We start from the raw sequence: 21,865 nt of genomic DNA on the forward strand, positions 1-21,865 counted from the left end.
AGGGAGGAAGGCGATGAAACTCTGGTATCAAAGTTACGTGGATTACGAGAACGGGGCGGAGTATTGGGACATGCTCCAGCCGCATCTGGACGCAGTGTCGGGGCCGGAGACCCAGGTCGATATACGGGGCATCACGCCGTTCGACAGCTATGCCCACCCTCTGGTCGAATTCCGCTGCGCGCGCGAAATGATCTGCAACGCGATCCGGGCCGAGCGGGAAGGCTATGACGCCTTCATCGTCGGCCATTTCCAGGACGCGGGCCTCTACGAGGCTCGGTCGGTGGTCGATATCCCGGTGATCGGGCTGGGCGAGGCGACGATGTTGTGGTGTTGTCAGATGGGGCAGCGGCTGGGTATCGTCACAATCAACCCGCGCTTCATCCCCTGGTTCCATCACCAGATCGGCAAGTACGGGCTGCGGGAGCGGGTGACCGGGGTACATGCGATGACATTCGAGCCGGGGCAGATCCTGGGGGCCTATGGCGATGCCGGGAAGGCCGCAGAAGTGAAGCGGCTGTTCGAGGAGCTGGGCCGGCCGCTGGTGGCGGCGGGTACAGATGTGCTGATCCCTGGCGGCGGCATCCCGATGCTCTTGTTCTCGCAGTTCCGCGATCATCAGATCGACGGCGCGCCGGTGGTCAACGGCATCCCGATCGCGGTGAAGATGGCCGAGATGGCAGTCGGCCTGAAACGGCTGACCGGACAGGGCGTGAGCCGGGTCGGAGACTATACCAAGGCGCCCGACCACATCATCGAGGAATTCCTGACCCATCCCAAGGGGCTGTAAGCCCCTTGGCGGGTATTCTCATTGTCCCAGCCCCGGCAGCCAAAGTGCGATGCCGGGGAACAGGATCAGCAGCGCCACCAGCAGCATCGAGCAGCCAATGAAGGGCAGTGCCGACACATAGATGTCGCGCATGCTGGTGCCCGGTGCCGACACGCCCTTCATCACGAAGAGCAGGAGGCCGAAGGGCGGAGTGGTGAAGCTGATCTCGAGCGCGAGCAGCACGATCACCCCGAACCAGATCAGGTCGAACCCCAGCGTCTGCGCCAGCGGAAAGAAGATCGGCACGGTCAGCAGCATCATGCTGAGCTGGTCCATGAACATGCCCAGCACCAGCAGGATGGCGAACATGATCAAGAGCATGGTGATGGGTTCAAGCTCGAACCCGGTGGCCCAGCGGATCAGGCCGGAAGACGCGCCCGAAAAGGCCAGCAGGGCCGAGAAGGTTGCTGAACCGAAGATGATCAAGAGCGCCATGGTGGTCACTTTCAGCGCTCCCGCGACGGATTTCACGATGCCGTCCCAGGTCAGCGAGCGGTAGAGCGCGGCCAGCACGATCACGCCGAGACAGCCGAAGGCTGCGCTTTCCGATGGTGTGGCGATACCGAACATGATCACCAGGATCACGCCGATCACGATGGATACCATCGGCAGGATATCGACGAAGAGCAGGCGTAGTTTCTCGGACCAGTTGGAGCTTTCCACCTCATAGGCGGGGGCGGCATTGGGGTCGTAGAGCGCCATGCCGAGGATCATGATCGCGTAGAAGATCGCCAGCAGAAGGCCGGGCATGATGCCGGCGATCAGCAGGTCGCCGATATCCAGTTCCGCCAGCGTCGCCAGCAGCACGGCCAGTGCCGAAGGCGGGATCAGCATCGCCAGCCCGCCGGTGCCCAGGATCGGGCCGATGGCCATATGTTTTTTGTAGCCGCGTTTCTGCATCTCGGGCACCATCAGCGAGCCCAGCAGCGCCGTCGAGCCCATCGAGGAGCCCGACAGGGTGGCAAAGGCGGTGCCGCCGGCCACGGTGACGAAGGACAGGCGCGCGGGCAGCTTGCCCATCAGCCGGTCCACCGCGCCGAACATGCGGTTGGCCAGTCCTGTAAAGAAGAAGATCTCGCCCATCAGCAGGAACATGGGCACCGGCATCAGGTTGAAACTGGTGACCGTGGGGATCGCGTTGTTGGCCAGTTGCCCGATGCCGCGCGCCATCTGGCTGGCGATATCGCCGCGTCCGCCCATGAAATAGGCCGCCCCGATCATATTGGCCGCGAGAAAGGCCAGCGCCACCGGAATGCCGAGCGCCATGAAGAACAGGATCATGCCCAGCAGAAAGACGAGCGCTTCATACCATTCCATTGCCTGCGCCTTTTGTATTCTTGGATTTCATTCGTGCACGCCCGCTTCGCCGGTGTGCATGGTCTCGGGTCCGAAGACAAACCTCAGGAATTGCGCTGCCATCAGGCCGAACCCGATCGGCATGGCGCCCAGTAGCAGGTATTTCGGCATGTCGAGGCTGCGCATTTCGGCATCGCCGAACTTCCAGGCCCGGGCCGTGGCCCCCCACGTGTACCAGACCAGCACAAGGCAGATCACGACACAGAGCGCCGAGATCATCCGGCTGTAGGGCCGCTGCATCCGGAGCGGCAGGGCCGCGCTCAAAAGCTCGATGAACACATGGCCCCGATGGCGCACCAGCCAGGGCGAGGCGGCCATCACGATATAGAGCAGGCCGAATTCGGTGAAGGTGAAGATATGGCTGGACCATGAACCGGACAGATTCAGCGTGCGGGCCAGCGCGCTGATCACGATTCCGAACATGATCCCCACCAGATAGATACCGGCCAATATGGCCAGCAGGTCGCAAATACGGTCGATCAGGCGCATCATTTCCTGGCTCTGTTTGCGGGGTCAGGCCGCGGTGTCAAAGCCGCGGCCTGTCTCCAGGTGTGTTACTCGTCCAGAGCATAGGTCTTGCGCAGGCCCTTGTAGGTCTCGGCCCCGGCGCCGCCGCCGTCAATGCGCTCGTACATCCGCGCCCAGGCCGCATCGTCTGCCATCTTGCGATAGACTTCGCCCGCTTCGGCGGAATGGGCGACGAAGGTCATGCCGCCATCTGCCAGGGTCTTGGCATCCGCTTCGACTTCCTTCTGGCGGTCGGCATAGGATTTGCCTTCCCACTCGATCACGACCTCTTCGATCAGTTTCTGGCTTTCCGGGGAAAGCGCGTTCCAGGCGTCGAGGTTGAAGATCACGCCGATATCTGTGTTGTAGAAAGTCGGGTCCACCCGATACTTCAGGAACTCGTTCCACTTGAGTTGGGGGATACCGATCTCGGTCCAGGCTGCCGCGTCGACAACGCCCTTCTCCAGCGCCGAGTACACTTCGGTCGCCGGCATGGACGCGGTGGTTGCGTTCAGTTGCTCGAAGAAGGCGTGGTAGATCGGGTTGTCGCGCAGCTTGACGCCGGTGAGGTCCAGGATGCCATCGTCACGGAACTTGGGCTCGCTGTTCATGTAGATGTGGAACTTGATGCCGCCGTCGATCCAACCCAGGTGACGGACGTTGAAGCGCTCTTGATGCGCCTTGTCCATCAGCGCCGCGCCGCCATTGGCGCGGGCCTCCATCGGGGTCACGCGCGACGCAACCATCGCGTCGATCTCGGGCACGTTGGCGCCATAGAAGCTGCCGGGCGTATGCACCATGTCGACCACGCCGTCGCGCACTGCGGCGGGCTGCTCGAACATGCCGATCGCCTCGGGTCCGCCCCGCACGTCGATCTGCACGATGCCCTTGCCGCGCTCGTTGATGTCCGCGACCATCGCGAGGAAGGTCTTGGTATAGACGAGGAATTCGGGGAAGGCATGGACCGCGCTGACCCGGTCCTCGGCTTTGGCCGCGATCGGGGTGGTGATGGCCGCGACGGCTGCTGCCGCCATAAGGTAAGTGGCTTTGCTGGAAAGCCGGCTGAAGATTCTCATGTCACAACTCCCTGTTGATCCGGCGGGCCATGGCCGCTTTCTTTCGAACGGTCCCTGGCCCGAGGTGTAGCTAGGTCGGTCGGTCCCGACTTCTATGCATTTTCATGTAAGACTGCCCGCATGGTGCAATGCAATAGAAATATCCTTGATATATGATTTTTCATGCATGTAGTCTGGCATGGTGACATCCGATACAGGAGCAGGTGATGGAAATTGCGGTTCTCGGCGGCGGTAACGGATCGACTGCCGCTGCGGTTGATCTGACGGTTCAGGGGCACAACGTGCGGTTCTGGCGGCGAAATGCGCGCGCCCAGGCGGACCTGAAGGCACGGGGCAGCACGATCAACCTGAAGGATTTCGAAGGCGTTCGGCCGGTGCGCATCGGCTTGGTCACGGAAGATATCGGAGAAGTGCTTCGCGGCGCTGAACTGATCGTCTGCCCGACACCGGCAACCGCGCAAGCCGATATCGCGGCGGCGATGGCGCCGCATCTGACCGACGGGCAGGTGGTGTTCCTGCCGCCGGGCAGCTTTGGCAGCTGGTTGATGGCCGATATCGTCTACAAGGCCGGGAACCCGGCCGATGTCAGCTGGGCCGAAGCGGGCACATTGCCCTATCTGACGCGGTTGCATGGACCCGACACCATCGCCATCACCACCCGCGCCACCCGCCTGCCGACCGGGGTCTACCCGTTGCGCAACGCGGCCCATGCCCATGCGGTGCTGGCGCGGGCCTATCCGTCGGTGGAGCCGGCGGGCGACGCGCTCTCGGGGGCATTGATGAACGCAGGCCCCATTATCCACCCGCCGCTGATCGTGATGAACGCGGGCCCGATCGAGCATTTCGATCATTGGGACATTCACAACGAAGGCACCCAACCCGCCATTCGCCGGGTCACGACCCGGCTGGATGCCGAGCGGATGGCGGTGCGCGAGGCGCTGGGCTATGGCGCGCCGCATTTTCCGCTGGCCGATCACTACGAGACCTCGGACTGGATGTATGGCAACCTTGCCCATGACAAGCTGGTCGACAGCGGTGACTGGCGCGAGCATCTCGTGCTGACCGAACACCGCTACATGCGCGAGGACGTGGCGGTGGGGCTGGCCTTGCTGGTATCCGTGGCGGATTGGGCCGGGGTGCCGGCGCCCACGGCCACCGGGCTGCTGGCGCTGGGCTCGGCGATCTGCGACGACGATTTCCGCCAGACGGGCCGGACGCTGGAAAACCTGCGCCTGGCCGGACTGGACCGCGCCGGTTTGCAGGTCCTGCTGCGGGATGGGGCCTGAGATGGTAGAGCGGGAAACCATTGCGGCGGTCGGGGCAGGGCGCATGGGCCGCGGCATGGCGGTGGCCTTCGCCTATTCCGGCCATCCGGTCCGCCTGATCGACGCCAAGCCGCGATCGGCGCAGCAGTTCGACAGGCTCAAGACGGAAATCCTGGCTGAACTGCGTTCGATCTTCCTGCTGATGGCCGAGGTCGGGCTGATGCGGGCGGAGGAGGCCGACGGGATGCTGGCGCGCATCCATATTCACGGTCATGATGATCTGGCGCGCGCGCTGGACGGCGTCCCCTTCATCTTCGAAGGCGTGCCCGAGACGCTGGAGGCCAAGCGCGAGGTTTTTGATACCCTGTCGCGTCATGCCGACCCGGATGCGGTCATCGCCTCGACCACCTCGACCATCCTGTCGAACGATCTGCAGGGTTTCGTCTCGCCGCCCGAACGGTTCCTGAACGCCCATTGGCTGAACCCCGCCTATCTGGTGCCGCTGGTCGAGCTATCGCCGGGCGATGCCACCGATCCGGCGGTGACGGCGCGGCTCATCGGCCTGCTCGAACGGATCGGCAAGGTGCCTGTCACCTGTGCCGCCAGCCCCGGCTATATCGTGCCGCGCATCCAGGCGCTGGCGATGAACGAGGCCGCTCGCCTGGTCGAAGAGGGCGTCGCCAGCAACGCCGATATCGACAAGGCCACGAAATACGGGTTCGGCTTCCGTTTCGCGGTGCTGGGCCTTCTGGAGTTCATCGACTGGGGTGGTGGCGATATCCTCTATCATGCCAGCCGCTACATGACGCGCGCCACCGGGCAGGACAGGTTCGCCGCCCCCGGGATCATCGAGACCAACATGGCCGAGGGCCGGCGCGGCCTGCGTGACGGGCAGGGCTTTCTCGACTACGACGGGCTTGATGTCGCGGCCTACCAGAAGGAACGCATCGGCGCCTTTGCCGCCATGCTGCGGCACCTCGACAAGATGCCGGTCAAGGGCGAATGACTGCGTGCCGCAAATCGCGCGCCTGCTTCTTTCTGGTCGGAAATACTCTGGGGGGTGTGGGGGGCTAGCCCCCCACGTGTGTCCTCACGAAGTGGGTCCGATGAACCTGCGGACACTGTCCAGCAGCAGGTCGTTGTGCTCGGGCAGCGACAGCGAGAAGCGGAAGAACTCTTCCAGGCCCGTCTCGCGGGTGCGGTTGACGACGATCCCCGCATCCTCGAACAGATGCTCGACCAGCGCCTCGGTCCGGGCCGGATCGCCCTCGCGAAACCTTGCCATCAGGAAATTGGTGCGGCTCGGCACGACAACCAGCCCCAGTTGCCCAAGCGCGCCGCTCAGGCGTTCACGCTCCGACACGATCGCGTCGACGCGCGCCTGGATGGCCTCCGGATCGGCAAGACCCGTCACCGCCCCCGCCTGCGCCATCGCATTGACCGTTCCCATGCCGCGCGCGGCATAGAGGACCGGAACCATCCATCCGGGCGCATGGCACCAGCCGACGCGGGCGCCGGCAAGGCCATAGGCCTTGGAAAACGTGCGCGTGACCACGACATTCTCGAATTGGGCGGCCAATTGGTGCACCGCCGAGCAATAGCCTGGAGCGGCGAACTCGCCATAGGCAAGGTCGAGGACCAGCACGACCTGCGCAGGCAGATCATCTGCCAGACGGGCCAGCTCGTCCAATTCCAGCATGGTGCCGGTCGGGTTATTGGGATTGGCCAGAAACAGCAGCCGGGTGCGGTCGGTGACCGCCGCCAGCAGGGCGTCGACATCGCTGCAATAGTCGCGCTCCCCCGCCTTGATCAGTGTTGCACCCACGCGGTTGGCGGTCAGCGCGAACTGGATATAACCGAATTCCGAGATCAGGATCTCGTCGCCGGGCCGCGCGAAACAGCGGGCGATGACGTCCAGCAACTCCTCCGACCCATTGCCGCAGACGATCTGTTCAGGATCGAGCCCATGTGCCGCCCCCAACGCATCGCGCAGCGCGTCGCAATGCGGGCTGCCGTAGGATTGCGCGCAGGCGGCGGTCTCCTCCATCGCGGCGCGGATTGCGGGCAGGGGGGGATAGGGCAGTTCATTGTAGCCCATGTTGACGACCGGCAGCCCCTTGGGCTGGGGCCTGCCGATGCGGCCGCGCAGGGGCATCGGGGCAAGGTAGGGTGTCGGGCGCATGTGATCCTCGGCTTTGGTCGATTATGTCAGATGGTGATTTGCGGGCGGGTTCAAGCCTGAGCCTCGCTGTATGCTCCCGCGATCCGGCCCAGGACGACCGCGCTCAACAGGCCGTTGCCGGACAGGTAACCGCTGTCGCCGCTGCCCGACATGCCGCAGGCTGCGCCGCCGCCGGCGAAAAGGCCGGGAACCGGCTGGCCATCGGGGCGCAGGACACGGGCTTGCGCGTCGGTGCGCAAGCCGCCCTGGGTGTGAAACAGCGCGCCCGTCACGCGCACGCCGCAATAGGGCGGGGCGAGGGGCGGGGGCTGGAACGTTCTGCCAAATGTATCTGTTCCGTTTTTCGGCAGGTCGCGCAGCGTCTCGGCCAATGTGTCGGGCGGCAGGCCAAGCAGCCGGGCCAGCGCCACGGGCGTCTCCGCCTGCCGGATCGCGCCTGCGGCTTCGGCGCGGCGGAAATCCTCGAACTGGCGGGCGATGGCTGCGATACGTGCGTCGAAGATCGCAAATGCCTCGCTCCCCGGCTGGGCCATCACCGCGCGTGCGGCCTCGGAATAGCCTTGGGCTTCATCCCAGAACCGCCGGCCGTCGCGGTTGACCTGCACCCCGCCTGACGTGATCACCGCCCAGGTGATCAGGATGCCGTGCGGGTGGGCGACGTTACCGTGCCCCTGATAGGCCCCGAGATGCCGCAGATCGGCCCCCAGCGCCTCTCCCCAGAGCACCGCCTCACCCCGGTTGCCGTCATGACCGAACCAGAGCGCCTCGCGGATTTCAGGCATGTGGCTGGCCACCAGGTGCCGGTTGCCGCCGAACCCGTTGCAGGCCAGGATCAGCCGGTCGCAGCCGATGCTTTCGCCGGTGCCGTCCGGGCCGAAGACAGTGACCCCGCGCACCCGGCCGTTCTCCATGTGCAGGACACGGGCGCGGCGGGAACAGACGATGTCGATTCCCTGCGCCTCGCAGGTCTGCCGCAGCGCGTCGATCAGTTCGGCCCCCGACCGGCTGGGCAGGCCATGCATTCGGCGCCGGCTGTGGCCGGGATAGTCGAAATCGGTGACGATCGAAAACGGCAGTCCGTGGCGCTCGGCCAGCCAGTCGATGACCGGCCCGGCCCCGGCAGCCAGAGTTTCGACCAGCTCCGGGTCGTTCTGTCCCTTGGCCTTGGCCTGGATATCCTGCGCGAACAGTGCCGCGCTGTCCTCGATGCCCGCCGCGCGCTGCATCGACGTGCCTGGTGCCGGGATCAGCCCGGCCGAAAGCGCGGTCGAGCCGCGCGGCAGCGCATCGGCTTCGACCACCAGAACCTCCTGTCCGGCTTCCCGCGCCGCAAGGGCTGCCACCAGCCCACAGGCCCCGGCGCCGATGATCACCGTCTGGCACGCCACATCGAAGATCGCGGGCGGCGGCGCTACGCGCGGTTCACTGTCCGGGGTCATAGCGTTTGCCACGCTCCAGCATCTCGCCGGTTCCGATCACTTCGTTCAGTCCGGCAAAGTCGTACATTCGCTCCCTGAACGGTGCAGTGGTGCCATGCGCGTGAAGGCTGCCGTAATAGTCGCGCGCGGCATGGGCCAGCGCCCGCACGATACCGCCGGGAAAGATGACAATGCGGAACCCAAGCGCCTGCAAAGCTTCGGCCGAACGGATCGGCGTTGCCCCGCCCTCGACCATGTTGGCCAGCAGGGGCACGCGTGACGCGAACCGGTCCGCGATGGCCGAGAGTTGCGTATCGGTCTGCGGGGCCTCGATGAAAAGGACATCGGCGCCGGCGGCCAGGTAGGTTTCGGCGCGCTCCAGCGCCGTGTCGAACCCTTCGACCGCGATGGCGTCGGTGCGGGCGATGATCAGCGTGTCGTCGGACCGGCGCGCGTCGGCCATGGCGGCGATCTTGCCCGCCATCTCGGCGGCCGGGATCAGCGCCTTGTCCTTCAGGTGGCCGCAGCGTTTGGGATAGGTCTGGTCCTCGACCTGGAGCGCCGCGGCGCCTGCACGTTCATAGAGCCGCATGGTACGCTGGGCGTTCAGTGCGTTGCCGAAACCGGTATCGGCGTCGATGATCACCGGCAGGTTGGTCCGGTCGGCGATAAGGCTCATGGTCTCGGCCATTTCGGTGACCGAGGTCAGGCCGATATCGGGCCGGCCGAGCCGCGTATAGGCAACCGCCGCGCCGCTGAGATAGAGCGCCTCGAACCCCGCCTGCTCGGCGATCAGCGCGGTCAGGCCATCGTAGATGCCGGGCGCCAGGACGATCCTGTCCGAAAGCAGTCTTGTCCTGAGCGTCATGCCGCGCCCTCCAGCCAGTCAAGCGCCTCGGTGCAGGTCATCTGATGCGTGACCGTGCCCAGTGACAGCAGGGTGGCGTCGTGGACCTCGTCGCGGAAGGCGGCACAGCCATTGGTCAGCATCACGGTGTCGATGTCGCGCAGATGCGCGTCGCGCAGGGTCGAGGCGACACCGCCATTGGTGACGATGCCGCCGACGATCAACTGGCGGATGCCCATCGCACGCAGGATATATTCCAGCCGGGTCTGGTAGAAGGCGGAATAGGCCACTTTCTCGACCGTGAAATCGGCGGGTTGCAGCGTATCGACCAATTGGTGGCCGAAACTGCCCGGCGCGAAATCTCCCCGCTTCAGAAAGGGGCGCAGCGCCTTGAGATGGGGCGAGATCAGGGGGTCGCCACCCGGGCCGGGCACCAGCGTGAACTGGGCCGATATGTAAAGCCCGCCCTTTGCCCTCAGTGCCTGAACCAGTGGCGCGATGCGGGCGGGCAGCGCGGCGATGGCCGCCGCCCCCTGTCCGGCCCGGCCATAGGCGCCATCGGGATGCAGGAAGTCGTTTTGCAGGTCGATGGTCAGCAGGGCGGTCTGCGTCAGGGTCCAGTCTTTCGGGTCGCTCATCTGCCTGCCTCCGGTCCGGTTTCGAGGATGACATTGCCCAGGTGATCGACCCGTCCCACCAGCCCCGGTTCGATCAGAACCGTGGTATCGGGCTGTTCGAGGATCGCCGGGCCGGAAATTAACGTTCCGACCGGCAACGAGAGGCGGTCGAAGATGGCCGTGTCCTGCCAGCCGGTGCCGAAATGCACCTTGCGGGTGGATTTGGGCCGGGCCGGGTCCGTCGCTGTCGGGGCCAGCGTGGCGAGGTCGAACTTGGGCCGCAGGCCGGTGACCGCGCTGCGCAGGTTGAGGATGCGCCGCACGCCGCCGGGCAGGAGGCGTCCGAACGTATCGCGATAGACGGCATCGAAAGCAGCGCCGATCTCGTCCTGTGTCGGAGGGTGAACCTTGCCCTCGGCGACCGCGACCGGGATCGGCACCGGCACGGTGTGGGTTTGCCCGACATAGGCCATGTCAAGTTCGAACCTCGCCTCGCGCGCCTCGAACCGGGTTCCGGCGGCTTCCAGCATTGCCATGCCGCGGTCGTGGTGGTCTTGCATCACCGCGCCCAGCGCGCCGGTGTCCAACCCGTCGAGCATGGCGTTGATCGTCTGCACGAAATCCTGCCGCATGTCGGCGATCACGCAGCCCAGCGCCGAGGTCACGCCGGGATAGCGCGGCACGATGGCGCGGGCGATTCCCACCTCGGCCAGCATCGCCCCCGCGTGCAGCGCGCCCCCGCCGCCAAAGGGCATGAAGGCGAATTTCTTGGGGTCGAAGCCGCGCTCGATGCTGACCAGCCGCAAGGCCCCGGCCATGCGCGAATTGGCGACCCGCAGGATCGCCTCGGCCGCCGCCAGCGTATCCAGTCCCAGCGGCTGCCCGACATGGGCGTCGATGGCGCGCGCGGCGGCCTCGACATCGAGCCGCGAAAGCTTGCCGCCGATGGGATTCTCGGGATCGATGCGGCCTAGCACCACGTTGGCATCGGTCACGGTGGGGCGGTCGTTGCCCAGCCCGTAGGCCACCGGCCCCGGGTCCGAGCCCGCGCTTTCCGGGCCGATGTTCAGCAGTCCGCCCCTGTCGACCCAGGCGATGGAGCCGCCGCCCGCGCCAATGGTGGTAATCTCGATCATCGGGGTCCGCACCACCATGCCGAAGTCGATCGAGGTTTGCGGTGCCAGCATCGACCGTCCCTCGGCGATCAGCGAGACATCGAAACTGGTGCCGCCCATGTCGCCGGTGATCACGTTGTCGAACCCGGCTGAACGGGCGATATAGCCTGCGGCGATCACCCCTGCCGCCGGACCCGACAGGGCGGTGCGGATCGGGAAACGGCAGGCGGTGTCAACGTCCATGACCCCGCCATTCGACTGCACGATCATGAATTCGCCGCCGAACCCGGCCTTGTCGAGCGCATCCCCCAGCCGCCCGAGATAGCCCGAGACCTCGGGTTGCAGATAGGCGTTGAGCGCGGTGGTCGAGAACCGCTCGTATTCGCGGATCTCGGGCAGGATCTCGGAGGAGGCCGAGACATGTTCGTTGGGCCAGATCTCGCGTAGCGCGGCCACGGCCGCCGCCTCGTTGGCGGGGTTGGCATAGGCATTGGCGAACAAGACCGCAACGGCGACGCAGCCCCGGTCTTGCAGCTGCCGGGCGGCGGCGCGCACTGCGTCAAGGTCCACGGGCGTGCGGATGGTGCCATCCGCCAGCGTGCGTTCGGGTACCTCCAGCCGGTCGCGCCGGTCCACCACCGGCTCGAAATTGCCGCGCAGGCCCCAGGTGCGGGGCCGGTCGCGGCGGCGCATTTCCAGCACGTCGCGCAGCCCTTCCGTGCAGATCACCCCCGTCCGGGCGCCCTTGCGTTCGAGCAGGGCGTTGGTGCCCGCCGTGGTGCCATGCACCACCACGCCGACGCCGCCGATATCGGCGACCGCTTCGGTGATACCCTGAAGGAAACCCGACGACTGGTCGGGGCGCGAGGTCGGCACCTTGCCGACGCGGGCCGATCCGTCGCTTTCATCCAGGACGAAGATATCCGTGAAGGTGCCGCCGACATCGACGCCGATCATCTTGCCACTCATCGGGTTGCCTCGCGCCAGGTGCTGCCATAAAGGCGGTCGGCCTCGGCCGCGCTCAGATAGTCGCGCGCCACGTCCAGCGCCACGGCGGCCGGGTCGCGTTCAGAGGGCGGCCCGTAGCCGCCGCCACCGGGGGTTTCCAGCCGCACCGCCTCGCCCTGTTTCAGGCGGATGCCGCGCATCTTCGACACCAGCGGCGGGTGCGGCCACTCCGTGTCCTGCTGGTAGGAGAACACGTTCAGCGCGCCCTCCTGCCCACCGGCCACGCCCTTGGGGGCAAAGCGGCCGCGCTCGCCGAACAGAAAACCTTCGGCGCCGTTTTCCTCCAGCACCTCGATCTCGTAGACCGCGCCCAGCCCGCCGCGATGCCGACCCGCGCCGGCGCTGTCGCGCCGCAGCGCCCATTGCCGGAACATCACCGGATAGGCGGCTTCAAGGATTTCCAGAGGCGGGATGGTCGCAGTCGAGATCGGCGCATTGCCGTGGTTCAGCCCGTCGCCTTCGGGCGATCCGCCATGGCCGCCGCCGTAGAAGCTGAACATTACCCATGGCTTGCCGTTGCTGCGCCGCCCGGCGATCGAGAGCGCATTGATGGTGCCATAGGCATTGGCCACCACCCGGTCCGGCACCGCCTGGGCAAATGCGCAGAATACCACGTCGATCATTCGCAGGATGGTTTCGGTATAGCCGCCTGTGGGGGCTGGAAATTCCGCCGACAGAATCGAGCCCTGAGGGACAGTAACGTCGATGGGTCGCATGACGCCCGCATTGGCGGGCAGGAGCGGAAAGATATGCTTGATCGCCACGTATACGGTCGCAATCGTGGTGGGAAGCGCGATGTTGACGGGGCCCGCGCATTTCGGGGCCGAGCCGGTGAAATCCAGATGCATCCGGTCGCCGGTGACGCTCAGCGCCACCTTGATCGGCAGGGGCGTGTCGGCAATTCCGTCGTTGTCCAGAAAATCCTCGGCCTCCCAGCGCCCGTCGGGAATGGCCGCGAGCTCCGAGCGCATCAATAGTTCCGCCCGGGTGCCCAGCGCGACAAGCGCGGCCTGCACCGTGTCGGCGCCGTACTCATCCAACAGCTCGTCCATCCGCCGCGCGCCCAGATCCAGCGCGCCCAACTGGCCGTTCAGATCGCCCTGCGCCGATTGCGGCAGGCGGGTGTTGCGCAGCAGGATGTCGATGATGTCCTGGTTGACCACGCCCGCACGGGCCAGCCGCACCGGGGGCAGCACGAACGCCTCCTGGAACACCTCGGTGGCGGCGGGGTTGTAATTGCCCGGCACCGCGCCGCCGACATCGTGCCAATGCCCGACCGAGGCCAGCCAGCAGAACAGTTTCCCTTCGCGGAAATAGGGGCGCACCAGGCGCATGTCGCTCAGATGCGTACCGCCGATATGGGCATCGTTGAAGATGAAGATGTCGCCATCGGCCAGGTCGCCGTCCTTGGTCGTCTTCTCGATCACCGCCTTCACGGCAAAGGACATGACACCGACAAAGATCGGCAGGCCCGACTTGCCCTGCACCAGCGTGTCGCCGGTTTCGGCGTGATAGAGGCCATGGCTGGCGTCATGCGCCTCGGCGATGATCGGGTTGAAGGCAGCGCGGAACAGGGTCGCGTCCATCTCGTCGGCGATCTGTTCCATACGCCCGGCCAGCACCGACAGGGTGATCGGGTCGATTTCGCTCATGTGCGCCCCCGTACTTCGGCCATGTCGTTCCAGACGTCCTGACGGGTGATCCGGCCTGCCACCAGTTCGAACCGGTCGATGAAGCGGATGCCGGAAAATGCGGAGCCATCCAGCCATTCGCCCGACAGCGTGCCGTAGCAATAGACAACCGCCGCGTCGGCCGCGCCGGGCATGGCGTCGAACCCGTCATAGGTCTTGGTCACGAACCGGTATCGCGGCGCGGCCCAGGCGACGAGGTCGGACAACTCGGTCATCGGGCCGGTGCCGGGAAACTGCATCAAGAACCCATCCCCCTGCATGGCGCGGGCGGTGTCGAGATCGCGTGCCTCCATCGCGGCCAGATAGCGGCGCACCACCTCGGCCGGGTCGGGCAGGGCGGGAGCGGGCGTCTTGGTGGTGCGGCCCCGGAAATAGGCATCTGGCGCCATCTCGTGGATCATCACCACCACGCCCTCGGGTGCTGCGGGAACGACAAAGCGGACCGCATCCGTCAGCGCGTGTCCCAGGCGGCGCTTGTCCTCTTCGCCATATCCTTCGATCAGGTGCAGTTCGACCACCGGCATCGCATCCCTCCCCGGATGGAAAGCTGTATCATTGATAATACAATTAACCAGGATATAGTGAGAGGCAATTCTTTCCTTTCAAACGGCCGAAAATGGCAGAAGCAGGGATACAAACCGGAGGCGGGGCGCGGTTGCCCACGGGCGCGAAATCGCGCCGGGTCTACCTGTCGCTGCTGGAACGGATTTCCGCCGGTCGGCTGGAGCCAAGCCAGAAACTGCCGGGCGAAGAACAGCTTGCCGAGGATTTCGGAGTATCTCGCGTGACCGTGCGCCGGGCTCTCGATGCTCTGGCGGAAAACGGGTTTCTGACGCGGCGCGCGGGGAGCGGTACCCGTGTCCGGCCCCGTTCAACGGCGCCACAGCAAGTCACGATGGATTTCTCGACCCTGCTGCCACAACTGGTGGAAATCGGGCGCAAGACCGAGGTGCGGCTGTTGTCGAGCCGTATCGACCAGCCACCGGAACACGTGGCGCGGGCGCTGGGGCTGGAACCGGGCGAGACGGTGCAGATCGCCCGGCGGACCCGCAGTATAGGCGGGACAGCCTATTCTCACCTTACCACCTTTGTTCCCGCTCGGATCGCAGCGGGCATATCGGATGCCGATCTGTCCAGTGAACCGCTGCATGTGCTGCTGGAACGCAATGGTGTGAAAATCGCCGACGCCCGGCAGTCCGTATCCGCCGCCCTTGCGGGGCCCGAGGTGGCCGCGACGCTCGGCGTGCCCGAAGGCTCGGCGCTGTTGTCGTTGGACCGGATCGTTCGCGATGCCGGGGGGCGGGGGGTCGAGTTCCTGTCCGGTCTCTACCGCCCGGACATGTTCCGCCTCGACATGAGCCTGACGCGGGTGGACCATGGAGGAGGCCGCCATTGGGAGCCGGCCATTACCCCGCTGGAGGAGACGCCCCGATGAATGCTCCGCTGACCCTGCTGGACAGGCTCTGGTCGCTGCACGAGGTGCATCAGGGCGAGGACGGCACCTCGCTGCTCTGGGTCGACCGGCATCTGGTGCACGAGGGATCGCACCACGCCTTTGCAAAACTGGCCGAGCGGGGTCTGCCGGTGGCCGAACCCGGACTGACCTTTGCGGTGGTAGATCATTATGCGCCGACGCGCAGGACGGGTCCGATGGCCGATCCGGCGATTGCCCGGATGATCGACACCCTGCGCGGCAATGCCACCCGGCATGGGCTGCGGCTGTTTGACCTCGAAGACCCCGATCAGGGGATCGTGCATGTGGTCGGGCCGGAACAGGGCCTGACGCTGCCCGGCCTGCTGATCACCTGCGGGGACAGCCATACCTCGACCCATGGGGCGTTCGGCGCGCTGGCCTTTGGCATAGGGGCGACCGAAGTCGCCCATGTCCTGGCCACTCAGACAATCTGGCAGCGCAAGCCGCAGGCGTTGCGGATCACCGTCGACGGTGATTTGCCGCCCGGTGTTTCGGCCAAGGACATCGCGCTGAACTGGATCGCGCGGCTTGGGGCGGATGGGGCCCAAGGCCATGCCGTGGAATATGCCGGCAGCGCCGTCCGGAACCTTTCGATGGAGGGCCGGATGACCCTGTGCAACCTGACCATCGAGGGGGGCGGCCGCATGGGTATGGTGGCGCCGGATGACACGACATTTGCCTATATGCGCGGCAGGCCCCATGCCCCGCACGGCGACGATTGGCAAAGAGTGCTGGACAACTGGCGCAATCTGGCGAGCGATGCCGATGCCCGGTTCGACCGCGATGTCGCACTCTCGGCGGAGCAAATCGCGCCCATCGTGACCTGGGGCACCAGCCCGGAACAGGCCCTGCCCATCGACGCGCTGGTGCCGGACCCCGAGGGCCTGCCGCCTGCCAAGGCACAGGCCGCCCGCGCCGCGCTCGACTACATGGGGCTTGTGCCGGGGCGGCCGCTTGCAGGCACACCGGTCGACCAGATCTTCATCGGGTCCTGCACAAATGGCCGGATCGAGGACCTGCGCGCCGCCGCCGCGGTGCTGGCCGGGCGCAAGGCGCGGGTGCCCGGGCTGGTGTCGCCCGGATCGGCGCGGGTCAAGGCGCAGGCCGAACAGGAGGGGCTCGACCGGATATTCGTCGAGGCGGGGCTCGAATGGGTCGCGTCGGGCTGTTCCATGTGTGTCGGTATGAACGGTGATCTTGTCGAGGCGGGGAAGAGATGCGCCTCGTCCACCAACCGCAATTTTCGCGGCCGTCAGGGCAAGGGCGCGCGCACGCATCTGATGTCGCCCGCCATGGTGGCGGCGGCAGCCGTCACCGGAACGCTGAGCGACGTAAGGCCGCTGTTGAAGGGGAGGGCGCTCTGATGGCCGGATGGACCGTGACCCGTGGCAAGGCGGTGTTGCTGCCGATGGCCAATATCGACACCGACCAGCTGATCCCGGCGCGCTTCATGTCGACCCCGCGCACGCAGGGCTATGGCCGGTTCCTGCTGCATGATGTCCGGCGCAATGCCCGGGGTGAGCCGGCCCCCGATTTTCCGCTCAACGCCCATCCGGACGCAACCATCCTGGTGGCGGGGCGCAATTTCGGCAGCGGTTCATCGCGCGAAGCGGCGGTCTATGCGCTTGTCGATGCCGGTGTGCGTGTTGTCGCGGCGCCAAGCTTTGGCGATATTTTCGCGGGAAATGCGGTCAACAACGGTCTGCTGCCGGCCAGGGTGGCCGAGGCCGATGCGGCCTTGTTGACAAAGGTCCTGTCGACCGGGACAGCACAGGGTGCTGCCGATCTGGGGGCCAGGCTGCTGACGATCGCGGACCTGTCGGTGCCTTTCGAACTGGATGAGGTCTGGCGGACCAAGCTGTTGAACGGCTGGGACGATATCGACCTGACCCGGCAGCATTCGACGGAAATCGCCGCCTATCGTGCCCGCATCCAGTCTGATCCGGGCCGCTTTCCGGATGACAATGCCGTGCGTTCCTAGCGACTGGCAAGCGGCGTGTGGTGTATCGCCGCCCCGTGTTCCGGCATTTGCCCGCCTGCCTTGCTGAAGCGTGCCATGCAGTCCTAGACTGGCCCCGGGCACATGTGTGTCGCTGGGCAGGCTTATCGCCCGAAGGTAGCCGAAAGGTGCGGTCTTGACCGAGAACACGTATACCATTCGAAACCTCAAGAAGATCTACGGTCAGGGGGAAACCGCCGTACATGCCCTGCGGGGTGTCGATCTCGACATCCCGGAGGGGGAATTCGTTGTCCTGCTTGGCGCGTCCGGAAGTGGCAAGTCGACGCTGCTCAACATCATCGGGGGGCTGGATCGGGCCAGCGAGGGGACGGCCCGGTTCCGGGACCGCGAACTGACCACGATGTCCGACAGAGAGTTGACCAGGTACCGGCGCGACCATGTCGGGTTTGTCTTTCAGTTCTACAATCTCATGCCGAGCCTGACCGCGCGCGAGAACGTCGAACTGGTGACAGAGATTTCCCGCAATCCGATGGAGCCGGACAAGGCTTTGGCCCTAGTCGGATTGTCCGAACGCGCCGATCATTTTCCTTCGCAACTGTCGGGCGGCGAACAGCAACGCGTCGCCATTGCCCGGGCGGTGGCAAAACAGCCGGACGTGCTGTTCTGCGATGAGCCCACCGGGGCGCTCGACAGCACCACGGGCCGCGCGGTCCTGAGGGTCTTGCGCGATGTCAACGAGACTCTTGGCGCGACGGTGCTGGTGGTTACCCATGCGGCCTCACAGGCGGCAATGGCCGACCGCGTGATCCGCTTCAGCGACGGGCAAGTGGTCGAGGTCAGGGAAAACGACAGGAAATTGCGCCCCGAGGAGATCGAATGGTAGGCGTGGCATGGCCCCTCTGACCAGAAAGCTGGCTCGCGACCTGTTGCGGATAAAGGGTCAGGCGATTGCCATTGCGCTGGTCGTCGCGGTCGGCGTTCTGCTTCAGGTCATGCAAAGCGGACTGGTCGTCAGCCTGGAAGAAACCAGGCGGGCCTATTACGAGCGATATCGGCTGGCCGACGTTTATGCGCCGGTCACCCGCGCTCCGGGGCGGTTGCTGGAGGACTTGCAGGAAATTCAGGGTGTTGCCGCCGTCGAGCTCCGGGTGACCGGCGCCGCCCGGATCGACCTGCCGGGCGTTTCGGTTCCGGTGCGCGCCCGCGCGCTGTCGTTGCGGGACTTGCCGCGGTTGAATGCCGTTCTGGTCACCGCCGGCCGTGCGCTCACCGGGGACAGGCCAGACGAAATCCTGTTGCTGGACAGTTTTGCCAAGGCGCATGGGCTGGGTCCGGGCGACCGGATACAGGCCACGATGAACGGCGCGCGGCACGCGTTCCGGATTGCCGGCCTCGCGATGTCGCCCGAGTTCCTGTACACCACCGCGCCCGGGGAAATGGTGCCCGATGATGGTCGGTTTGCCGTGCTCTTGATGGCTCCGGACGCGATTGCGGCGGTTTTCGACATGGAAGGGGCCTTTAACGAGGTCCTTTTGTCGACCGCGCGCGGGGTCGAAGCGGCCGGCGTGATCGCGGAGGTAGACCACCTGCTGGAAAACTATGGCGGGGCGGGCGCCTTTGCGCTTGCGGATCTTCCATCGGACACATACATTACGCAGGAAATCAATGGCTTGCGTCAGGTTTCTCACGTCGTGCCGCCTGTATTCATGGCGGTGGCGGCCTTTCTTCTCTACATCGTCATTTCGCGCATGATCCAGGCGGAGAGGCGGGAAATCGGACTGTTGAAGGCGTTCGGCTACAGCAATTGGGAGGTCGGCTCGCACTATCTCAGACTGGTGATGATCATCAGCCTGGGCGGTGCGGTTCTTGGGGGCGTCGCCGGAATTCTGGCCGGGCGGGCGCTGGTCGATGTTTACCTGCTCTATTACAAGTTCCCGTTCCTGGTATTCCGGTTGGACCCGTCTAGTTTCGCGATCGGGTTCGGGGCCAGCCTGCTGGCTGCGTCGGCGGGGGGCCTGCTTGTATTGCGCCGGGTCTTCGAGTTGACACCGGCGGTCGCGATGCGCCCTGCGGCGCCCGCGGATTTCAGCCGGGCGCGCCCGTTCGGGGGGGCATTGGCACGGGCGCTGGATCAACCGACGCGCATGGTTCTGCGCCGTCTGGCGCGCGAACCGTTGCGCATGTCCGGGGCCGTGGCCGGGGTCGGGGCCGCCACCGCGCTGGCTGCGGCGATGGCCTCGATTCTGGCCGGTTTCGATGACATGGTCGAGTTGACTTTCGGAGACATAGACCGCAGCGACCTTATGGTGTCTTTCATCCATCCCGTGGCCGAACAGGTCCGCTTTGACCTGGCCGCTCTACCTGGCGTGATCGAGGTGGAACCGTTTCGGGTCGTGGACGCGGTCATGGTGAACGGCAGGAACAGCTATCGCGGTGTGATAAACGGGATGGTCGAGCAGCCGCGGCTTTACCGGGCGGTCGACGCGGGTACCAGGCCGATCGCCATCCGGGGCGACGGGTTGATCCTGGCCACCGGTCTGGCGCAGGAATTGAAGGTCGGCCCCGGGCAGATGGTGACGCTGGATGTTCGGGAGGGGCGGCGCCCGAAGGTCGAGGTTCAGGTCTCGGCGGTTGCCGAATCCCTGATCGGGTCTCCGGCCTTCATGCAGATTGCGGCACTCAACCGGCTCCTGTCGGAACCGGGCCGCATCTCGGGCGCCTATTTGCGGGTCGATGCCAGCCGGGCCGACGAGACTTATCGCCGGTTGAAGGACATGCCACAGGTCGCCGGAGTCGCGATCAAGGCCGAAAGCCGCGCGGCCCTTCGCAAGATGATGGATCAGGGCGCGGGTGCGATGCGCTATGTCATGGCGGCGATTGCGGGGGTGATAACCTTCGGCGTCATCTACAACGCCGCGCGCGTGGCGCAGGCAGAACGCGAACGCGATCTTGCGGGATTGCGAGTGCTTGGCTTCACCCGATCCGAGGTCGCCTTTGTCCTGTTGGGGGAACTGGCGTTCGTGACCTTGCTGGCATTGCCTGTTGGCGCACTTGGCGGCTACGGTCTGAGCTTTGCGGTTTCCGCCGGGTTCAGCACTGACCTCTACCAGATTCCCGCCAGTTTCGGCCTTGCAAGTTTCGGCCAGGCGACTGCGATCGTCATTCTGGCCGCTCTGGTGTCGGGTTGGGCGGTGAAACGCGATATAGACCGTACTGACCTGGTTCAGGCCCTGAAAAGCAGAGAGTGATGAGCGTGCCGAGACAAAAGAAAAGGGTTTCCCGCACAGTCCTGACCGCAATGGCAATTCTCCTGGTTGGCGGGTTTCTCGCATTTGCATTCTGGCCCCGCCCGGTCCTGGTGGACATGGCCGAGGTGCGCCGGGGGCCCATGATGGTGACTATCGACGAGGAGGGCCGCACCCGGGTCAAGGAACCTTACGTGGTCTCGTCGCCCGTGGCGGGAGAGTTGCAACGGGTGACCGTGCTGCCGGGTGAACGGGTCACCGCCGGTGAAACCGTGGTCGCGCAGATGCGCCCGGCGAAACCGTCTGTTCTGGATGTCCGCACACGTGAACAGGCCCATGCCGCCGTGACCGCGGCCGAAGCCGCGCTGAGGCTTGCCCATGCCGATCTGAACGCGGCGCAGGCCAAGTACGACTTTGCCGAAAGCGATCTGGAGAGGGCCAAAACGCTGGTCGAGCGGGGGGTTGCCAGCGAGGTGACGATGGAGCGTGCCGAACAGGCTGCTCGGGTTGCACGCGCGAACCTGGACACGGTTCAGGCGGCAATCGCGATGCGCGAAGCGGAACTCGCGAATGCCCGGGCGCAGCTGATCGGTTTCGATGACATTGCTCTGGCCAACGCCCTGGCAGACAGTGTTCAGGCAGAGTACGGCATCCCCTTGCGCGCGCCGATCGACGGTACGATCCTGAAGGTTTTCCAGAAAAGCGAAACGACCCTGCCCGCGGGCGAGCCGATCCTGGAAATCGGCGACATTCAGGGCGACCTGGAGGTGATGGCTGAACTCCTGTCCTCGGACGCGGTGCGGACACAGCTGGGCGATCCGGTGATCATCACCGACTGGGGCGGCGGAACCGATCTGAAAGGGAGCGTCAGTCGGATCGATCCCTATGGCTATACCAAGTTCTCGGCGCTTGGAGTCGAGGAGCAAAGGGTCGAGGTCACGATCGGGATCGCAACGCCGGCGGAGGAGCGCCGCTCTCTGGGCCACGGGTACCGGGTCGAGGTGCGCATCATCGTCTGGGATACCGAGGATGCGTTGGTTGCCCCGTCGGCGGCGCTGTTCCGGAACGGCGGCGATTGGGCGGTGTTTGTGGTCCGCGATGGCCGCGCGGTTCTGACCGGCGTCGAGGTAGGGCAGAACAATGGGCGCGAGGCCGAGATATTGTCGGGTGTCGAGGCCGGGGACCGTGTTATCCTGTTCCCTTCGGCCGAACTGGAGGATCAGGTGCGCGTGTCGCAACGCCAGTTCGATTGAAAAAGCCGCCCGGACATGCCGGGCG

At 65.5% G+C, this 21,865-nt stretch carries 19 protein-coding genes; 9 read left to right on the forward strand and 10 right to left on the reverse strand.

Annotated elements, in window-relative coordinates; genetic code table 11:
* The first annotated feature begins 13 nt into the window (after positions 1-13).
* The gene (locus tag BLT75_RS09915; RefSeq protein ID WP_093030331.1) at positions 14-787 is read left to right on the forward strand and encodes an aspartate/glutamate racemase family protein; all 774 of its coding nucleotides are present in this window, start codon (positions 14-16) and stop codon (positions 785-787) included.
* Positions 788-805: 18 nt separating this feature from the next.
* Here BLT75_RS09915 and BLT75_RS09920 read toward each other — a convergent pair whose 3' ends face one another.
* From BLT75_RS09920 to dctP, 3 genes are all read right to left on the reverse strand, one after another.
* The gene (locus BLT75_RS09920; protein WP_093030334.1) at positions 806-2,143 is read right to left on the reverse strand and encodes a TRAP transporter large permease; all 1,338 of its coding nucleotides are present in this window, start codon (positions 2,141-2,143) and stop codon (positions 806-808) included.
* 27 nt (positions 2,144-2,170) lie between these two features.
* Entirely contained in the window at positions 2,171-2,674 is a 504-nt protein-coding gene (locus tag BLT75_RS09925) for a TRAP transporter small permease (protein ID WP_093030337.1), read from the reverse strand.
* A gap of 62 nt (positions 2,675-2,736) precedes the next feature.
* The gene (dctP, locus tag BLT75_RS09930; RefSeq protein WP_093030340.1) at positions 2,737-3,765 is read right to left on the reverse strand and encodes a TRAP transporter substrate-binding protein DctP; all 1,029 of its coding nucleotides are present in this window, start codon (positions 3,763-3,765) and stop codon (positions 2,737-2,739) included.
* Between the two features lie 206 nt (positions 3,766-3,971).
* Here dctP and BLT75_RS09935 point away from each other — a divergent pair, with 206 nt between their 5' ends.
* Both BLT75_RS09935 and BLT75_RS09940 read left to right on the forward strand, forming a co-directional pair.
* Positions 3,972-5,051, forward strand: a complete 1,080-nt coding sequence (locus BLT75_RS09935) for an NAD/NADP-dependent octopine/nopaline dehydrogenase family protein (RefSeq protein WP_093030343.1) — start codon at positions 3,972-3,974, stop codon at positions 5,049-5,051.
* 1 nt (position 5,052) lies between these two features.
* Positions 5,053-6,036 (forward strand): 3-hydroxybutyryl-CoA dehydrogenase, encoded by a 984-nt coding sequence (locus tag BLT75_RS09940; protein ID WP_093030346.1) that lies wholly within the window; start codon positions 5,053-5,055, stop codon positions 6,034-6,036.
* Positions 6,037-6,120: 84 nt separating this feature from the next.
* Here the strand turns inward: BLT75_RS09940 and BLT75_RS09945 are convergent, their stop codons facing one another.
* From BLT75_RS09945 to BLT75_RS09975, 7 genes are read right to left on the reverse strand one after another with little or no spacing between them, the layout of a single operon-like run.
* A complete protein-coding gene (locus BLT75_RS09945) occupies positions 6,121-7,212 on the reverse strand; it encodes a pyridoxal phosphate-dependent aminotransferase (protein WP_093030349.1) in 1,092 nt (363 codons plus the stop codon).
* A 50-nt stretch (positions 7,213-7,262) separates the two neighbouring features.
* The gene (locus BLT75_RS09950; RefSeq protein WP_093030352.1) at positions 7,263-8,651 is read right to left on the reverse strand and encodes an FAD-dependent oxidoreductase; all 1,389 of its coding nucleotides are present in this window, start codon (positions 8,649-8,651) and stop codon (positions 7,263-7,265) included.
* Entirely contained in the window at positions 8,635-9,498 is an 864-nt protein-coding gene (locus tag BLT75_RS09955; RefSeq protein WP_093030355.1) for an isocitrate lyase/PEP mutase family protein, read from the reverse strand. Before BLT75_RS09955 ends, BLT75_RS09950 begins: the two co-directional genes overlap by 17 nt.
* Positions 9,495-10,115, reverse strand: coding sequence for a cysteine hydrolase family protein (locus BLT75_RS09960; RefSeq protein ID WP_093030359.1), 621 nt, complete (start codon positions 10,113-10,115; stop codon positions 9,495-9,497). The genes BLT75_RS09955 and BLT75_RS09960 overlap by 4 nt, the downstream gene beginning before the upstream one ends.
* Positions 10,112-12,178 carry a hydantoinase/oxoprolinase family protein gene (locus BLT75_RS09965; protein ID WP_093030361.1) on the reverse strand — a complete coding sequence of 689 codons (2,067 nt, stop codon included), beginning with the start codon at positions 12,176-12,178 and terminating at the stop codon, positions 10,112-10,114. The genes BLT75_RS09960 and BLT75_RS09965 overlap by 4 nt, the downstream gene beginning before the upstream one ends.
* Positions 12,175-13,869: a hydantoinase B/oxoprolinase family protein gene (locus BLT75_RS09970; RefSeq protein ID WP_093030364.1), complete on the reverse strand. Its 1,695-nt coding sequence runs from the start codon at positions 13,867-13,869 to the stop codon at positions 12,175-12,177. The genes BLT75_RS09965 and BLT75_RS09970 overlap by 4 nt, the downstream gene beginning before the upstream one ends.
* The gene (locus tag BLT75_RS09975; RefSeq protein WP_093030367.1) at positions 13,866-14,432 is read right to left on the reverse strand and encodes a tautomerase family protein; all 567 of its coding nucleotides are present in this window, start codon (positions 14,430-14,432) and stop codon (positions 13,866-13,868) included. The genes BLT75_RS09970 and BLT75_RS09975 overlap by 4 nt, the downstream gene beginning before the upstream one ends.
* 131 nt (positions 14,433-14,563) lie before the next feature.
* Here BLT75_RS09975 and BLT75_RS09980 point away from each other — a divergent pair, with 131 nt between their 5' ends.
* From BLT75_RS09980 to BLT75_RS10005, 6 genes are all read left to right on the forward strand, one after another.
* A complete protein-coding gene (locus BLT75_RS09980; RefSeq protein WP_245706450.1) occupies positions 14,564-15,343 on the forward strand; it encodes a GntR family transcriptional regulator in 780 nt (259 codons plus the stop codon).
* Entirely contained in the window at positions 15,340-16,746 is a 1,407-nt protein-coding gene (gene leuC / locus BLT75_RS09985) for a 3-isopropylmalate dehydratase large subunit (protein ID WP_093030373.1), read from the forward strand. The genes BLT75_RS09980 and leuC overlap by 4 nt, the downstream gene beginning before the upstream one ends.
* Complete coding sequence (gene leuD, locus BLT75_RS09990) at positions 16,746-17,363, forward strand: 3-isopropylmalate dehydratase small subunit (protein ID WP_093030376.1); 618 nt, start codon at positions 16,746-16,748, stop codon at positions 17,361-17,363. Before leuC ends, leuD begins: the two co-directional genes overlap by 1 nt.
* Before the next feature lie 154 nt (positions 17,364-17,517).
* Positions 17,518-18,225 carry an ABC transporter ATP-binding protein gene (locus tag BLT75_RS09995; protein WP_093030380.1) on the forward strand — a complete coding sequence of 236 codons (708 nt, stop codon included), beginning with the start codon at positions 17,518-17,520 and terminating at the stop codon, positions 18,223-18,225.
* A gap of 7 nt (positions 18,226-18,232) precedes the next feature.
* Positions 18,233-20,590 carry an ABC transporter permease gene (locus BLT75_RS10000; RefSeq protein WP_093030383.1) on the forward strand — a complete coding sequence of 786 codons (2,358 nt, stop codon included), beginning with the start codon at positions 18,233-18,235 and terminating at the stop codon, positions 20,588-20,590.
* Complete coding sequence (locus tag BLT75_RS10005) at positions 20,590-21,840, forward strand: efflux RND transporter periplasmic adaptor subunit (RefSeq protein WP_176827913.1); 1,251 nt, start codon at positions 20,590-20,592, stop codon at positions 21,838-21,840. The genes BLT75_RS10000 and BLT75_RS10005 overlap by 1 nt, the downstream gene beginning before the upstream one ends.
* The last annotated feature ends 25 nt before the right edge of the window (positions 21,841-21,865 follow it).

The sequence above is a fragment of the Ruegeria marina genome, from assembly GCF_900101475.1.
GTDB lineage: Bacteria > Pseudomonadota > Alphaproteobacteria > Rhodobacterales > Rhodobacteraceae > Ruegeria_B > Ruegeria_B marina.

Excerpts from the sequence above, each read along its gene's own strand:
- BLT75_RS10000 (WP_093030383.1), top strand. The coding sequence starts at position 18,233 with ATGGCCCCTCTGACCAGAAAGCTGGCTCGCGACCTGTTGCGGATAAAG.
- dctP (WP_093030340.1), bottom strand. The coding sequence starts at position 3,765 with ATGAGAATCTTCAGCCGGCTTTCCAGCAAAGCCACTTACCTTATGGCG.
- leuD (WP_093030376.1), top strand. The coding sequence starts at position 16,746 with ATGGCCGGATGGACCGTGACCCGTGGCAAGGCGGTGTTGCTGCCGATG.
- BLT75_RS09975 (WP_093030367.1), bottom strand. The coding sequence starts at position 14,432 with ATGCCGGTGGTCGAACTGCACCTGATCGAAGGATATGGCGAAGAGGAC.
- BLT75_RS09945 (WP_093030349.1), bottom strand. The coding sequence starts at position 7,212 with ATGCGCCCGACACCCTACCTTGCCCCGATGCCCCTGCGCGGCCGCATC.
- BLT75_RS09925 (WP_093030337.1), bottom strand. The coding sequence starts at position 2,674 with ATGATGCGCCTGATCGACCGTATTTGCGACCTGCTGGCCATATTGGCC.
- BLT75_RS09915 (WP_093030331.1), top strand. The coding sequence starts at position 14 with ATGAAACTCTGGTATCAAAGTTACGTGGATTACGAGAACGGGGCGGAG.
- BLT75_RS09940 (WP_093030346.1), top strand. The coding sequence starts at position 5,053 with ATGGTAGAGCGGGAAACCATTGCGGCGGTCGGGGCAGGGCGCATGGGC.
- leuC (WP_093030373.1), top strand. The coding sequence starts at position 15,340 with ATGAATGCTCCGCTGACCCTGCTGGACAGGCTCTGGTCGCTGCACGAG.
- BLT75_RS09955 (WP_093030355.1), bottom strand. The coding sequence starts at position 9,498 with ATGACGCTCAGGACAAGACTGCTTTCGGACAGGATCGTCCTGGCGCCC.
- BLT75_RS09950 (WP_093030352.1), bottom strand. The coding sequence starts at position 8,651 with ATGACCCCGGACAGTGAACCGCGCGTAGCGCCGCCGCCCGCGATCTTC.
- BLT75_RS09920 (WP_093030334.1), bottom strand. The coding sequence starts at position 2,143 with ATGGAATGGTATGAAGCGCTCGTCTTTCTGCTGGGCATGATCCTGTTC.
- BLT75_RS09965 (WP_093030361.1), bottom strand. The coding sequence starts at position 12,178 with ATGAGTGGCAAGATGATCGGCGTCGATGTCGGCGGCACCTTCACGGAT.
- BLT75_RS09960 (WP_093030359.1), bottom strand. The coding sequence starts at position 10,115 with ATGAGCGACCCGAAAGACTGGACCCTGACGCAGACCGCCCTGCTGACC.
- BLT75_RS09970 (WP_093030364.1), bottom strand. The coding sequence starts at position 13,869 with ATGAGCGAAATCGACCCGATCACCCTGTCGGTGCTGGCCGGGCGTATG.
- BLT75_RS09935 (WP_093030343.1), top strand. The coding sequence starts at position 3,972 with ATGGAAATTGCGGTTCTCGGCGGCGGTAACGGATCGACTGCCGCTGCG.
- BLT75_RS10005 (WP_176827913.1), top strand. The coding sequence starts at position 20,590 with ATGAGCGTGCCGAGACAAAAGAAAAGGGTTTCCCGCACAGTCCTGACC.